We start from the raw sequence: 14,323 nt of genomic DNA on the forward strand, positions 1-14,323 counted from the left end.
TACATCCTATGGGAAGTATCGCAATTGTCGGAGCTGGCAATGTGGGACAGGCCATTGCCGGCCACATGATCTTACTGGGCCATGATGTCCGACTGTTTTCACGCTGGGATAAAGATTTCGAAGATATCCGCGCGAACAATGGCATTGGTCTCACGGGAGATGTTGAAGGACACGCGGGCCATCCAATGATGACGATTGATCTCAGGAAAGCAGTTTCAGGTGCCGACACCGTCATCGTTGCCGCCCCAGCCTTTGCCCACGCGTATCTCTCGGAACAACTGGCCTCGATTCTGGAACCTGAGCAGTTGGTGGTCTTCCAGCCAAGTGTTTTGGGCAGCGCCGTCGAACTGTCAAAGCACTTCGGATTGGCTCAGCGGCAAGCCTGCCTCATCGCTGAAACCGCAACTAGCCTTTACACCTGCAGGTTACGCGGCCCGGCCCAGGTTTATATCGGCGCCATCAAGAACGCGGTGCAACTAGCAACCATTCCCCAATCAAGATCTCAAGAAGCCCTGGATCGACTGAGCCAGTACTTCGGGGATCGCTATGTTGCTGGCAGTGACACACTGTCTGTGGGCCTGGCCAATTGCAATGCGATCTACCATGTCCCACCCGCGGTGTTGAATATCAAGACTGTCGAAGATGGTGATGGGCTGCCGCAACATACACTTGTGACTCCAGGCGTTGCTGAAGTCATTAACGCGCTCGACCAGGAACGGCTCCTTCTCGCTCGGGCATTGGGTGTCGAAACCATTACCTTCTGGGAATTCCTGGAAAGCGCGTATGGTGTCACCGAGGGATCGTATGTAGAACGCATCGTTCAAGGTTACGGCCGGCAGGCATTCCCGGAACCAGATTCCTTGACCCACCGCTACTTCACCGAAGATATACCCTTTGGATTGGTCATCTGGAACTCGTTGGCTCAACAAATCGGATTGTCGTTGCCGCTGACGGATTCCTTCATTAAGCTCAGTGGCATCATCTGCGGAACTGACTTTGAAGACAGTGGACGCACGGCGGATATTTTGGGACTAGAAGGTCTTGATGCGCAGGCAATTAGGACAGCCTTTTTGCAGGGCACAGTTCCATTGGTCACTTCGTAGAACACAGCCAGATGAATTGAAGGTTCAAGAGCTAGTGAAATTTACGATCCAAGAGCCCATACCGTGCGTTTGATGCACGTTCTGTTGCCTTCGAATTCTAGAGAGTGTGTCTTCCAATTTTGCTGGAAGACACACTCTCTTTTTGTTGGAGCTAACTTCTTGAACATGCAGACACGGATAGCCTTTGATGTTTCTGGCCGTGCAGCTCAATGAGATTTACTATGCAGATTGAAGGAAGATGCTACGTTCTCATTGTCTTCGTCGTGGAGGATATCTCAGTAGGTTGCTCGGCACGGAACTGGGTTTCATATTCATCGCTCAGCCTCGCAAGCCCATCCGTCATGAGATGGTAGTACTTCTCCATGTCACGTATTCGGGAGAGAAACAGCTCCGATCCATCGGATGTGGTTGCGGTTCGTTCGGCCAAATCTTGTAACTTAGCAACTTGGTCGCGAGTGTGCTTAGCGCAGTTAACCCACGCGTCATCGGACCATTCATACTGGGCGCGTCGGACACCCGGTGTTTTAAGGCGACGGATAACCCCTGTGGTGAGCAAGAGCCGAGTGCTTTCTGAGATTGCGCCTCCACTGGCGTGGAGCTGATCCTGTAGTTCCGTGAGGGTCAGCGGTTTCGGACTGGCCATGAGAGCCGCCGAGATACGGCCGGCCATAGGGGGCCACATCAGAAAATTTGCCAGAGCAGCACCCAGCTCCTCAGTGAACTTCTGGTTCGCTGCCAATGATGACCTCCTTGACTAAGGCATAAGCGGATATTCAAATTTTACAGGAAACTGAGTTTTCGTTTTTTCTTGAAATTTCATTCTTCGGTGAGGTACCCTTTCTAAGGAAGGCAGTGACCCGCGTCACAGTCTGGCTTGGATAAAGCACTTCTGCCCTTGGGAAGGGGAAAACACCATGAGCACCTGGAAATACGTTGTCGTAGGTGGGGGATCGGCCGGCGCGACGTTCGCGGCACGTCGCGCAGCAGCCGGAGACAAAGTATTACTGCTTGAAAGTGGTCCGGATTATCGAGCCGAAGAGCTGCATGAGGCTTGGCGCAGCCCCAATCCGCTCAAAGCCCTGGTCGACCCGATCGCTTGTGAGGGAATGATGTATCCAAAACTGCTGGCTAAGCGGACACCAAAGCAGGAACCGGCGCCATATTGGCGCGGTCGGGGGGTTGGTGGTAGTTCAGCCATTAACGGTCAGATTGCGATTCGTCCCCCAGCGGAAGATTTCGATAATTGGGCCGCTGACGGTTGCGACGGGTGGAGCTGGTCAGAAGTATTGCCTTATTTTAGGAAGCTGGAGCACGACGCGCAGTTTGGTGAGGAGTCACATCACGGTAACGCGGGTCCGATCCCGATCTATCGCGCAGGTGAGGAGACATGGGGACCAGCGGATCGTGCATTGGCAGATGCTGCCCAAGAAATGGGGTTGCAGTGGGTAGAAGATATTAATTCGCCCTCTGGTTCCGGCGTTAGCGTATACCCGATCAATTCGCGTAATTTGCGTAGAGTCTCGGTCAACGACGCATACATTGAGCCGCAGCGGGGGAATCCTAATCTCACCGTGCGCGGTGGGTCGACTGTGGATAGGGTTCTTTTCCGCGCTAACAGGGCAATTGGAGTGCGGATTATCACCGATGAAGGGGCAGTGGAGGAATACGGTGAGGAAATCATCCTCGCTGCAGGTGCTGTGCATACTCCACCGATACTGATCCGTTCGGGAATCGGACCTGCCGCTGTTTTGGAGCGCCTGTCGGTCCCGGTGCGCAGGGAACTTCCGGTGGGCGAAGGGTTGCAGGATCATCCAATGATTGCTGTGGGCATTTTACTGGGGAGGAACACCCCACCAGTGACCGTCGAAGACAGGCATACGAACATAGCCGCCCGGTTTAACAGTGACGATCCGGATGGCTGCCGTAATGATCTAATGCTCGTGTCTATGAACCAGAACGTGCTGGCGATGGAAAGTGCCGACACCTCGCATGGGGCCGCAGCGATTGGTATTTGGCTCAACCAGGTGCATTCACGGGGCCGAGTTGAAGTGACTTCAGTCGATCCTTTGGAGCAGCCATTCGTGGATGAACGCATGCTCACGGACGTACGTGACATACGCAGGTTACGTCAGGGGGCTCAATTCCTTGCACGGCTCTGTACGACTGCTCCAGTGCGCGCGATTTCCGCAGTGCCTGTAGAACAAAGCGCTGAGGAGTTCTATACAGCTATTGCTTCGAATGACGAGAGACGAATTGATGAATTCCTGCGGTCACGCGTCGCTGATACACAGCATGCCACCAGCACTTGCCGCATGGGCAGGGAAGAAGATCCCCGCAGCGTCGTCAATCCCGAATGCAAGGTCATCGGATTCGAGGGACTTCGCGTGATTGACGCTTCGATCTTCCCCTCGGTTCCAAGGGCCAACACCCATCTGGCCACGGTCGCCATCGCCGAAGCAATGGCCGATCGTGTTATCCCTAAAGAAGAAAGCACATCGAAAGGTCTGGAAAATGCTGAAGCTTAGTAACTTCATTGGCGGGCAATGGCAGGGATCCGTCTCGGGCAGGACGCTGCAAGCTGCTGCTTCAGATGATGGATCGATTTTCGCAACATTTCCCGCTAGCAGCTTCGATGAGGTAAACCGCGCTGTGAGTTCGTCGCGTGGCGCCCAAAATCAATGGGTATCCCTGCCGCTAGATGAACGACTGGCAATGCTGCGCAAGTTCGCTGATCGGATCGAGTCGCGCGCTGAGGAGATCGCACGGGAAGAACAGCGTGAAATGGGCAAGCCGATCGCAGTCGCACATCAATTCCTTCAAGCCGGCCTGAGTGCTTTCCGGGCAGCCTTAGAGGATGGGGGGAATTATCCGTTCCACACCAGTATCAAGGGCGCCAACGGAACTACAGAGATCAACCGTAGCGCCTTAGGAGTCGTAGCCCAGATTGTCCCGTGGAATTTCACAGTGGCACAGATCTTAGTCAACCTCGGCCCGTTGCTTGCCTCCGGCAATACTGTGATCATCAAGCCTTCTGAGAAAGCCACCCCTTCAGCATGCATCCTGTTCGAGGAAAATCTGCTGCCATCTGGAGTTCTGAATCTTGTGCTGGGCGACGGGCAGGCGGGAAAGGCCCTAGCTGCTCACACAGACATAGATCTGGTAGTTTTCACCGGTTCGATTGCCACCGGTCGCAAGATTGCGCAAGCTGCCGGAAGCAATCTGAATCGGTCCATTTTGGAGCTGGGCGGCAAAGACGCGGCGATTGTTGATGTCGGAGTCGATGTGGAATCGGTAGCCATGGACGTGGCAGCAGGCTCATTTCTCAACAGCGGACAGATCTGCACTTCCATGGAACGCATTTACGTTCATCAGGACATTGTCGAAAGTTTCCTTCCAGCTCTTGTTGAAGCCAGCAAGATCTTCGCTGAGGGTGGCCGAATGGCAATTGGCCCAATGGTCGACAATGATCAGGCGAGGATAGTGGCCGAACATGTGTCCGACGCTGTTGCGCTTGGAGCCGAAGTGATTGCCGGAGGTATCCCTACAGAGGTGAATGGTAATCATTTCCCGCCCACGGTTCTTACCGGGATCACCGGAAACATGCTAATTGCGCAGCAGGAGACTTTTGGGCCGGTTGCTCCAATAACAGTCGTTGACTCATTTACCACCGCACTAGAACTGGCCCGTGAGAGTGAATATGGGCTGGCTGCCACGGTTTACAGTAATAATGCGGAAAATTTGGCTGCGGCCCGTGACATCGAAGCGGCAGTGATCTGGATTAACGGTTGGCAGGCAAGCGATGGCATCCGTCAGGCCGAACCGGCTCGATCTAGTGGCATGGGCGCGATGGGCGGCACCCTTTCCTATGACGCGGCCACACGGCCCACAACAGTATTCGTACCCCATGAAGGCGGACGGCCATGAGTACTGTAATCCGCCCCGAGAAGGTGTTCGACGGAGAAACTTTCCTTCCTAGCGGGACCGAAGTACTCATTGACGGTGGACAGATCAGGGAAGTAGGACCAGGACTCGTCGCAGACGACATCGTGGAACTACCAAACTGTACACTGACACCGGGATTAATTGATTGTCATGTGCACCTCACTATCGATGGTATTAATCCCCTCGCGCAACTGACCGAACCGTTTTCACTGCAGTTCTATACAGCTGCCGACACATTACGACGCACCCTAGATTTGGGTATCACTACAGTACGCGACGCGGCCGGAGCCGACGCCGGAATCAAACGAGCCATTGAACTCGGATTGGTCGAGGGGCCCGATATGCGTATTGCAGTCAATATATTGAGTCAAACTGGTGGCCATTCGGATGGTGTGACCCCTTCAGGCGCCGTACATCACCTGCTGCCTGAGCACCCAGGCCGACCAGCCCCTGTCGTGGACGGTGTTGAGGAGATGCGCAAGCGCGTGCGCGAACTGCAGCGTGCAGGTGCCGATGTCGTCAAGATCTGCACTAGCGGTGGCGTCTCATCAGTGACCGACAATCCACATCATGCACAATTCAGCATGGACGAACTAGAAGCTTGCGTCCGAGAGGCGAAGTCCGGACAGACACCAGTCATGGCCCACGCGCAAGGTAAACAAGGAATTATCAATGCAATCCGCGCTGGGGTCAGGTCAATTGAGCATGGCGTCTATGCTGATGACGAGTGCTTCCAGCTGATGATAGAGCATAACGTGTGGCTCGTGCCGACGCTTCTGGCCCCTGTAGCACTGAACCGGATGATCGACGCCGGCGCTTCGGTAGCAGATGAAGTTGCACGCAAATCACGCGAAGCTGGCATCGCTCATGCTGCCATGATCAAGCAAGCGGTCAAAGCCGGAGTCAAAATCGCGATGGGAACTGATGCGGGACTTTTCAAGCACGGAATAAATCTAGAGGAGCTCCAGCTCATGCAAAGGGCCGGGATGAGCCCCGAAGCTGTGCTGCATGCCTCCACCCAGTCCGCTGCCCAGTTACTCGGGTTCGACGATCGCGGTGCTATTCGGCCAGGACTCCGAGCGGATTTGGCCGTCTTCCGCGGGGATCTGACATCCTTTGAAGGATTGTCTTCACGGGTTGCAGGAGTATACAAAAGCGGACGAAAGGTCCGCTGAACAGCGGCTCCGGGCTAAAACCGCGCGCGTACTGCGGCCCGGAGCCGCGGGGAAACTGCGCGCCCGGGAGAAGAAGCAGCTGTATCTGCGTTACTTTGAGCAGCACAGTCAGCAGCGTACCGGGGAAGGGATGAGGGTGTCCCCGGTTTGCGAGTGAAAAAGGGGTCGGTCGCGTCTCATTTTGGTCAGCCAATCGAAGGACGCACACCCATGATGATGAAGTTTAAGAAGCTACTAGTTTTAGCGGTAGCAGTCGTGGCGTTGTTGGTTGGTGTTACCGTCAATTCTCCAACACAAAGTGATACTGATGCCGGTGGACTGTGGCCTTATAAAGCCTCCGTTACGAATCCAGCTGGTGGGCTCTGGCCATACTAAGAGGGATTTGATCCCCGGTAAGCGATGAACCTTGTCCAGTAACATCAGCAGCCGGGAGGCAAATCTCCGCGTCGATGTGGCTACCGACTAAAGTCCGTAGGATACGGCTCCCTGAAAGTTGAACCGCAAAAGTCAACAACTTTCAGGGAGCATTTTCATACGTGCACCAAGCACACTATCCGAGTATCAACTCTCAGGGAAAGCTCTTTGTGCTGGGGTTAGCCTGACCCTTCTATGGGTTCTGTCAAGGGACCAGCACGCGTAGCCGACGAAAAACTTTCCGAACGATGTACCGTTTCAGCACCCGTTTGATTTCCCGGTAGCTCAGCCCCTCAGCCTTGCGTTTCTCCACGTAGTCCTTGGTCTGAGGATCGAACTGCATCCGTACCTTGGCAATGACGTCCACCGCTTGATTCAGCATCCTGTCACCATGCCGATTAAGCCGGTGCCGTACCGTGTTCCCGGAGGATGCCTGCAACGGAGCGACCCCAGCCATAGACGCGAATGCCGCTTCAGAATGTACTCTGCCTGTGTGCGAGTAAGCGATCAGGATCCACGCAACAGTCACCGGCCCGTACCCGAACTCGGCGGCCAGCCCGGGGGCCATCTGCTCATCCAATTCAGCCATTTGTGTCTTGTTTGCGGCCAGTAGCTTGTCGGCGTCAAGCACCGCCGTGGCCAAGCGACTGGCCTCAGCCCTCGCGTAGCGTTGCGCTACCGAATCGGTGGGGTGCTCACGCCAGGCGCTGATCTGTTTGACCTGCATGTCAGTGAGTGCTTTACGCGCATCAACACCGAGGTCGATTTCTCGTGCCAGAGCCGTCAGGGCATTGCGGTTCCGGGTGCGTTCAGCGTCGATGCGTTCGCGGCTGGCAACCAGTACGTTCAACGCTGAGCGCGTGCCTTCGGCGCGGGGCGTAAGCAGACGCTCGGTGTCCTGATAAAGAATGCCCATGGCCGCTGCGGTGGCGTCGATCTCGTCGGTCTTGCCCACCCTGGCACGGGCCTGTCTACGTGGTGGTGGCTGCTGTGCAGGGGTGGGAACTTGCCGTGGCCCATGGTCGCCCCCTGGGCGGGTTCCAGCTCCCGGCCGGGGCGATGGCATGCCGGCGTCATGTTCGTGGCGATGTTGTTGGTGTTGGCGGTAATGTTCTCCCTGGTCGGAACCACTTTCCCTGGTGGCGGTCCGGCCTCCGTGGTCCCGCCAATTCCCCCATGCGGCAGGACCCGGCAGGGCGTCTTCCACGCTCAAGAGGCGCCCCGCTATTGTGACCGGCGGGGGCGCCTCTCCCATTACATTCCCTTCCGGGTCCGGTTCCCTGTCAAGACACGTGGGGAAGGGCCCGGGTACGGGGAGCACGTGGGGCAGTCGGGTGTTGATGGTCGATGGGCCGGTGCGGAGAACCCCTTCTACTCACTTCGTGGAGGCAGGTTGGGGCGGCTGGTTGGGTTTGGCTATTTGGCTGAGATTGTCTCCGGGGTCCTTGTCGAGGGGCGATTGGTTTTGTTGCCGTTGGTGAGGAATCCGATGAGCAACATGGCAGCCAGGGAGGCGAGGAGTCCGTAGGCGACGTAAGGAATGTCGGTGTCCAGGGCTTGGGCGATGGCGGCGGCGACGACTCCGGCGACGACTCCGGCGATGCCTGTTGCCGGGTGTGCCAGGCGGGTCTTGCGCAGGGCGAAGCCGAGGAAAATGGGGAAGAACAGACCCACGGCAGAGTACCCGTAGGAGGCTACGACCCAGCCCAGGGCGTTGGGGAAGGCGAGGGAGAGGACCAATGCGGCGGCGAGGACGAGGACCGAGAGGATCCGGGACAGCGAGAGGATCCGTGCCGGGGTGGCTTCGTGTTTGGCGTAGGACTTGTAGATGTCCTGGGTGATGTTCACGACCACGGACTGCACTGCGCTGGTGACGGTGGAGAGCAGGGTCGCGCAGATGAAGGTCGAATACAACACGCTGAGCAGTAGCGGCATGTCCGCGATGATGGACCCGGCGGCGTCTTCGGGGTTCTTCAGGTCCGGGTTCGTGGCGAAGGCGGACATCCCCAGGATCGCCGCGTAGACCTTGGTACCGAGCAGCAGGATGGCGGTGCCGATGAGGGAGATGACGACGGTGCGCAGGGAGTTCGCGGCGTAGATGCGCTGGAAGTACATCTGGTTGGTCATGGTTCCGGGCATGATGGACATCGCCCAGAGTCCGATGGTCAGCAGCCCCGGGGCGATGAATCCGTGCCAGCCGATCTTCTCCGGCGTCGCCGCAGCGGCCATTTCGGTCCATCCTCCCGCGGAGCTGACGGCGTAGATCCCCACGGCGACGGCCATCACGAGCATGAGGCCTCCGAAGATCGCGTCGGTCCAGGCCACCGAGGTAAGTCCGCCGGGCAGGACGAAGAGCAGGCCGATGAATGCGAAGACCACTGCAAGGACGACGGTGTTGACGCCGGTGAGGTGGTGGAAGAGGTTGGCAAAGGCCACGAGCTGGGTGCAGAGCCAGCCGAAGGGAACGACCATGGTCATGATGGTGACCGCGGTCATCAGGGCGCGCTGGTTGCCGTAGATATTCTTGATGGTGTCTGGCAAGCTGACGAATTCGTGTTGGCGTAGCCATTTGGCCAAGAAGAGCAGGGCCAGGACGCCGCCGGCGGTGAAGAGGCCGTAAGTGACCACACCCCACCCGAATTCGTAACCAAGGCCGACCTGGGCCACGAGCATGCCGCCGCCGGATGCGGTGGCGAATTGGGTGAGCACGACGACCGGCAGGGGAAGGGCGCGGCCACCGACCGACCATCCCTCGGCGCTTTTGACCCGCCGGCTGATCCAGATGGAGAAGACGACGGTGAGTCCAAGGACCAGGCAGTTGGCCAGGATGATCAAGACAGAGCTGTTCATGGGGTCTCCGAAGGTACGACTGGGGAACGGCCATGGGGCATGGCCGGTCAAGGATGTGGGGGAGGGGCCGCCGGCCTTGGGGGCGGCGGTATATTTGTGGCGCCCTCGATCGACGCGGACCCGTTGCGGGTGCCGTTGAGTGGTGCTTGAGGGACCGGGTCGGGGCCTAGTGGTTGAAGATGGCCCGGCAGCGGTCGCCGCGGAAGGTGGTCTTGCCGACCACGACGGTATTGCCTTCGCTGTCCGAGCCGATGCGGGTGAGCATCATGCCCAGGGCTGGGTCATCCGTGTAGTCGAGCGTGCGGGCATCGGATGCTTCAATGACGACGGGTTCGAGGGTGGCCTGGTATTGGACGATGGAGATGCCGGCGTCCTGCCGGAGGATGTCCAGCAAAGGCAGTGACAGATCCGTTTCGCGGATTCCGGGGAGCAGGGTTTCGGCCAGGTAGGACGATTCCAAGGCGACCGGATCGGAGCCGATATAGCGCAGCCTGCGGATGCAGGTCACCGCTGCCCCTGCCGGGATTCCCAGCATGGCGGCCTCGGCGCCCGCTTCGGTGATGCGATCCACCGAGAGGGGCTCGTGCCGTGAATCGGCCAGGGCGGTGAACCTGAGGTCCAGGACGTTCATGTCGTGTTTCCTGGTTGAAACGAAGGTCCCTTTGCCCTGTTTGCGGCGCAGATACTGTTGGTTGACCAGTGAGAGCAGTGCCTGCCTGACCGTGGAGCGGCTGATCCCGTAGCGGTTGCTCAGGACCAGTTCACCCTCGAGTTGTTCCCCGGGGGGCCACTCGCCGGATTCGATCTTGCGGATGAAGATCTTCTGCAGCTGGTGGTGGAGCGGCTCTGCGCTGGTTTCATCCAGCATCGCATCGGTCAAACTAGGGCCTACCTTTCGTCCAAGGCCATCATACGGTAGGCGAGTTCATGGCGTGCCTCCTTCCAGTGTTCGGTGCGTGCCGTGAGGTTCTTTTCGTCTTCGGCCAGCTGAGCGGTCAGCCGGTCGAGTTGGCGGTGGACCTCGGCGGGGGCTGGGCCTCCGTGGGTTGTCCGGTGGGCGACGTTCCGGGTGGGGTCCAGGGCGCTGTCCAGGTCGGTGGGGGAGACCACCAGTGCCTGGGGCAGGAAGCGCAGGGAGATGTTGGCGATCATGTCCGCGTCGATGTCCTGGGCGGTGAGCCGATGGTCCAGGCAGTGGGCGACCAGTGCGCCGACCAGATGGTGTGCGGTGCGGAAGGAGATGCCGTGGCTGCGGACCATGACGTTTGCCAGTTCGGTGACGCAGCTGAAGTTCGTTGCCGCCCGGGCCCCCATGGCCGTGGTGTTGAAGGTGATGTTCTCCAGGGTGTGTTCGAAGAGTTCCAGGGCGGTCGAGGCCTCCGTGACGCCGTCCCAGACGAATCGGAGTGCCTCCACGCTTGATTCCCGGGAGTGGGAATACGCGCTGCTCTTCAGGGCGCCTTGTGCCGAGACCCAACAGGCCTGCAGATGCGCGGATTTGGCCTTGATGTGCTCGAGGGTGACGGGGTTCTTCTTCTGCGGCATGATGCTGCTGGTGACCGCGACCGAGGCATCGACTTCCACATATCCGAACTCGTCGGTGGCCCAGATGTATAGGTCCTGGGCGAAGCGTCCGAGGTTCGAGGTCATGATCGCCAGCGTGCCGAGGGCCTCGAGCATGTAGTCCCTGGAGGCGACGCCGTCGAGGGAGTTTCCCATGCTGGACGGGAAGCCGAGAAGACGCGCGGTCAGTGCGCGGTCGATGGCGAAGGTGGTCGAGGCCATGGCGCCGGAACCCAGCGGACCCTCATCCGCCCCGTCCAGGGCCGCCGCCAACCTGCGGTGATCGCGCTCCAAGGCGTGCAACGCTGCGGCCAGGTAGTGCGCCACCGTGATCGGTTCCGCGCCCTGCAGGTGCGTGTAGCCGCTCATGACGTGGTCCAGGTGCCCTGCCGCAATCGTGTGGAGGCTCCGGCGCAGGGAAACGAGCCGTTCGCCGGCAGCGGCCAGTTCCCGGCGCATGCGCATGCGGGCCACGGTGGCGAGCATGTCGTTGCGGCTACGGGCCGTGTGAAGTTGGCCTCCCGTCTCCTGTCCGGCCAGGCGGATTAGTTCGGCCTCGATGTTGAAGAACAGGTCCTCCAGACTCGGGTCGATCGGCAACCGACCCGGGCCTGCGTCCCGGATGGTCTCCAGAGCCCGGGCCAGCCTGCCTGCGGTCTCTGCGGTGATGATCCCCGTGTCGGCGAGCATCACCAGATGGGCCGCGTTGACCTCCAGGAAGAAATCGAAGTGGGCTTCCAGGTCTTTTTCCAATCCTGGTTCGATGATCAGGCGCCGGACTACTTCGTCCGGGGTCTTTTCGAGCCGTCCCGTCATATGGACTCCTTAGATAACTTGTACGTACATCCGTACATCATGATTTAGATTACACAGAAGGGTAATGAGAGGTCAAGGGGCGTCCGCCGGGTGCCGGGCCGACCACAGGCCGGACCTGCTTGTAACAAGGTCAGAATGACGCAGGCGAAACGGCTGGCAGGGGTTCGCGGAGGGCAGGACGGACGGATGTCTAAGAAGAGCAAATGGATGCTTCCGCCGTGTGGGGAGGGCAAGCCGAATTCTCCTGGGCCGTACCGAAACTTATTGCGCTGCGGGTCGATGTCGGAACCAGGTTTCCTGCCATGATCACCTCACAAGGAAAAGTCCTGCTTGCCGCCCTCCCGCCCGAGGAAGCATTGAAGGTAATTGCCGAACCATCGCGCTCGGGGCTGCCCGAGAAAGAGCGGCTGCCCGACGGGCAGATCCTTCAGATCCTCGCCCAAGTCAGGGAACAGGGCTGGGCACTGGCAGACGAGGAATTGGCACCGGGGGTCCGTTCGATTTCCGTCGGTGTGGCCGATGGTCAAGGTGTCGTGCGAGCGTCGATGAATGTAATCGTGCATGCCCACGAAACCAGCGTCGAAAAGCTGGTCGGCGAGTACCTGCCCCTGCTCAGAACTGCTGCCCAAGAGACTAGTGCGGACTGGGCAATGTACCAGTCCCGGCCGGTAAAGGTCATTCAATGATGAAATGAAACCGGCCCGCGGCAGGACCCAGTATCTCAGGTGCCCATAACCGTTTTACCGTTGAATGGCCAGAAGCCGTGCGGCTGGGTCACTCGCTGGAAGCCGCGTCTCTTGCCTGTCCGCCGCAAAGCGGGGTGGAACGACCAAGGCCTACGTGTGGGCTCCCCTCAGGAATGGGGTCCTTGCGGTGGCTGCGGGTGCAACCGGGAAATTCTGCAGTTCGGCTTAAAGCCCGCGTGCCTCTGCTAGGCAATCTTGGATTTCCGGCACGGCTTCGACGGTGAGACCCAGCGGGCGGTGCATCCTGGCAATGCCGGCAAGTCGACAAACAATATTGATGATGGTTTACATAATCAGAATTATCGGCCTAGCGATAGCCAGGGTAAAAGTAGTTGCGCAAACTCCCGTCAACCGCTGATTCGAAGGTCAGTAATGGTACCTAGCTTGCAGAATTGTCAAGGCGCGGTCATCGGCGATATAGATCAGCCGATTCGCTTCGTCGATGCGGCGCGACCAAGCGCCCGCTAGGGCATGCTTCAGCGGTTCGGGTTTGCCGATGCCTTCAAACGGATCATCGCGCAGCACATCTTCGATGAGCGTATTGATGCGCTTAAGGGTCTTGCGGTCTTGAGTTTGCCAATAGAGGTAATCTTCCCAGCCCTCGGCAGTCCAGATAAGTTGTCTGTCGCTCACGGATCAACAAGTCCGCGTTCTAGCGCCTGGCCATCACGTGCCGCTTCAAGAGCAGAGAGCAGGCGCACCGCATTCTTAGGTGAGCGCAGAAGATAGCTCGTTTCAACGAGAGAATCGTATTCATCTTTCGACATGAGCACCGCAGATCCACGCTTGGACATGATCTCCACTTCGGTGTGATCAAGATTCACTCGTTCAATGAGACCAAACAGGTCACGACGCGCTTCGCTGGTTGTGATTGCCATACCGCCTCCTAGTGGTACTAGATATGGTACCACTGAATGGATGGTTCCACTCGGTTGCCGATTGCCGGACTCGTTCAAACCTTCTAGCTTCTATCCGCCGTGCTTATTGTGCCTGGATATCCATAGCCAGAGGACTTTTCGGACCTGCTTCAAGCTTGTATTCAAAAGCTTGGCCGCAGTTCCCGGCGAGTTCTAACGGTCGTTGCAACTCCTGATTTATCAGGGTGTTGCAACTGTGAGAGTTACTTGTAGCTGATCTACGTCTCACAGGCAGGAAAGGAATCGGCCCAATGAATTGTGGGCTTATTGCTTACGCGAGAGACGTGGTTACGGGAAGTTGATTTCTAGTTATTCCCCGAATTTGGTAGCGAGCGTTTGGTATTTGTCTCTGAACTGTTGTTCAGTTCCTTCATGTTGGGCGGTGAGCATCATGCGATTGTTTCCTGTCACGAAGTGGCAGGTCATGATGTTGTCGTAGGTGTCCTATGGTTCGCATACTTTTCCGAGGCGTTCTGCGAAATATTCTTTATCCGCTGACAAATCTACGTCGGTATTTTTGAGCAACGCGATACGGATGACACCGCCGGTAATCGTCATTGAGAGATCGCGGTTATTGCATTCGCCTTCGGCGGAGGGAAGCTGATGCTTTGCTTCTAAGTAGTGAAAGAATCCGAAATATTCTGTCTCTGTAGACATTTCTTCCTGCGCAGGGGTTCCCGTACAGAAGCAACTGGCTTCTGCCTCTTATTGGGTGACGAACTCGTAGCCGTCGATGGTCTTTGGAGCTTTCGAGTTGAGTTGTGTTCCTGTTTCAACGAGGGGGCTTATGCAACCGG

12 protein-coding genes and 1 pseudogene are annotated in these 14,323 nt (G+C 57.9%); 5 read left to right on the forward strand and 8 right to left on the reverse strand.

The window, feature by feature from the left end:
* The first annotated feature begins 8 nt into the window (after positions 1-8).
* Positions 9-1,103: an NAD/NADP octopine/nopaline dehydrogenase family protein gene (locus tag ACT3UQ_RS01055; protein WP_134781075.1), complete on the forward strand. Its 1,095-nt coding sequence runs from the start codon at positions 9-11 to the stop codon at positions 1,101-1,103.
* Positions 1,104-1,344: 241 nt separating this feature from the next.
* Here ACT3UQ_RS01055 and ACT3UQ_RS01060 read toward each other — a convergent pair whose 3' ends face one another.
* Positions 1,345-1,842, reverse strand: a complete 498-nt coding sequence (locus ACT3UQ_RS01060) for a GbsR/MarR family transcriptional regulator (protein ID WP_134781074.1) — start codon at positions 1,840-1,842, stop codon at positions 1,345-1,347.
* Between the two features lie 175 nt (positions 1,843-2,017).
* Between ACT3UQ_RS01060 and ACT3UQ_RS01065 the strand changes: the two genes are divergently transcribed.
* The 3 genes from ACT3UQ_RS01065 to ACT3UQ_RS01075 are packed head-to-tail and all read left to right on the forward strand — an operon-like array spanning position 2,018 to position 6,220.
* Positions 2,018-3,628: a GMC family oxidoreductase gene (locus tag ACT3UQ_RS01065; RefSeq protein ID WP_134781073.1), complete on the forward strand. Its 1,611-nt coding sequence runs from the start codon at positions 2,018-2,020 to the stop codon at positions 3,626-3,628.
* Positions 3,615-5,027: an aldehyde dehydrogenase family protein gene (locus tag ACT3UQ_RS01070; RefSeq protein ID WP_444636355.1), complete on the forward strand. Its 1,413-nt coding sequence runs from the start codon at positions 3,615-3,617 to the stop codon at positions 5,025-5,027. The genes ACT3UQ_RS01065 and ACT3UQ_RS01070 overlap by 14 nt, the downstream gene beginning before the upstream one ends.
* The gene (locus ACT3UQ_RS01075) at positions 5,024-6,220 is read left to right on the forward strand and encodes an amidohydrolase family protein (protein WP_444636357.1); all 1,197 of its coding nucleotides are present in this window, start codon (positions 5,024-5,026) and stop codon (positions 6,218-6,220) included. The genes ACT3UQ_RS01070 and ACT3UQ_RS01075 overlap by 4 nt, the downstream gene beginning before the upstream one ends.
* A gap of 619 nt (positions 6,221-6,839) precedes the next feature.
* Here ACT3UQ_RS01075 and ACT3UQ_RS01080 read toward each other — a convergent pair.
* The 4 genes and pseudogenes from ACT3UQ_RS01080 to argH form a co-directional block, all read right to left on the reverse strand.
* Positions 6,840-7,616 (reverse strand): annotated as a pseudogene (locus tag ACT3UQ_RS01080) (IS110-like element ISAar41 family transposase); the annotation flags it as partial.
* A gap of 434 nt (positions 7,617-8,050) precedes the next feature.
* Positions 8,051-9,484, reverse strand: coding sequence for a sodium:solute symporter family protein (locus ACT3UQ_RS01085; RefSeq protein ID WP_444636358.1), 1,434 nt, complete (start codon positions 9,482-9,484; stop codon positions 8,051-8,053).
* A 166-nt stretch (positions 9,485-9,650) separates the two neighbouring features.
* Positions 9,651-10,364, reverse strand: coding sequence for a GntR family transcriptional regulator (locus tag ACT3UQ_RS01090; protein ID WP_444636359.1), 714 nt, complete (start codon positions 10,362-10,364; stop codon positions 9,651-9,653).
* Positions 10,365-10,372: 8 nt separating this feature from the next.
* On the reverse strand, positions 10,373-11,863 hold the full coding sequence (gene argH, locus ACT3UQ_RS01095) for an argininosuccinate lyase (protein WP_444636360.1): 1,491 nt from the start codon (positions 11,861-11,863) through the stop codon (positions 10,373-10,375).
* A 203-nt stretch (positions 11,864-12,066) separates the two neighbouring features.
* On the opposite strand from argH, the gene ACT3UQ_RS01100 reads away from it, so the two are divergent.
* Entirely contained in the window at positions 12,067-12,549 is a 483-nt protein-coding gene (locus ACT3UQ_RS01100; protein WP_444636361.1) for an IclR family transcriptional regulator domain-containing protein, read from the forward strand.
* Between the two features lie 426 nt (positions 12,550-12,975).
* On the opposite strand, the gene ACT3UQ_RS01105 is transcribed toward ACT3UQ_RS01100, so the two are convergent.
* The 3 genes from ACT3UQ_RS01105 to ACT3UQ_RS01115 form a co-directional block, all read right to left on the reverse strand.
* Positions 12,976-13,242 (reverse strand): Txe/YoeB family addiction module toxin, encoded by a 267-nt coding sequence (locus tag ACT3UQ_RS01105; RefSeq protein WP_096285622.1) that lies wholly within the window; start codon positions 13,240-13,242, stop codon positions 12,976-12,978.
* Positions 13,239-13,487, reverse strand: a complete 249-nt coding sequence (locus tag ACT3UQ_RS01110) for a type II toxin-antitoxin system Phd/YefM family antitoxin (protein WP_096285619.1) — start codon at positions 13,485-13,487, stop codon at positions 13,239-13,241. Before ACT3UQ_RS01110 ends, ACT3UQ_RS01105 begins: the two co-directional genes overlap by 4 nt.
* Positions 13,488-13,970: 483 nt before the next feature.
* Positions 13,971-14,183, reverse strand: a complete 213-nt coding sequence (locus tag ACT3UQ_RS01115; protein ID WP_096285617.1) for a hypothetical protein — start codon at positions 14,181-14,183, stop codon at positions 13,971-13,973.
* Positions 14,184-14,323: the final 140 nt, after the last annotated feature.

The sequence above is a fragment of the Glutamicibacter sp. AOP12-B1-11 genome (assembly GCF_052379245.1).
Classification (GTDB): Bacteria; Actinomycetota; Actinomycetes; order Actinomycetales; family Micrococcaceae; genus Glutamicibacter.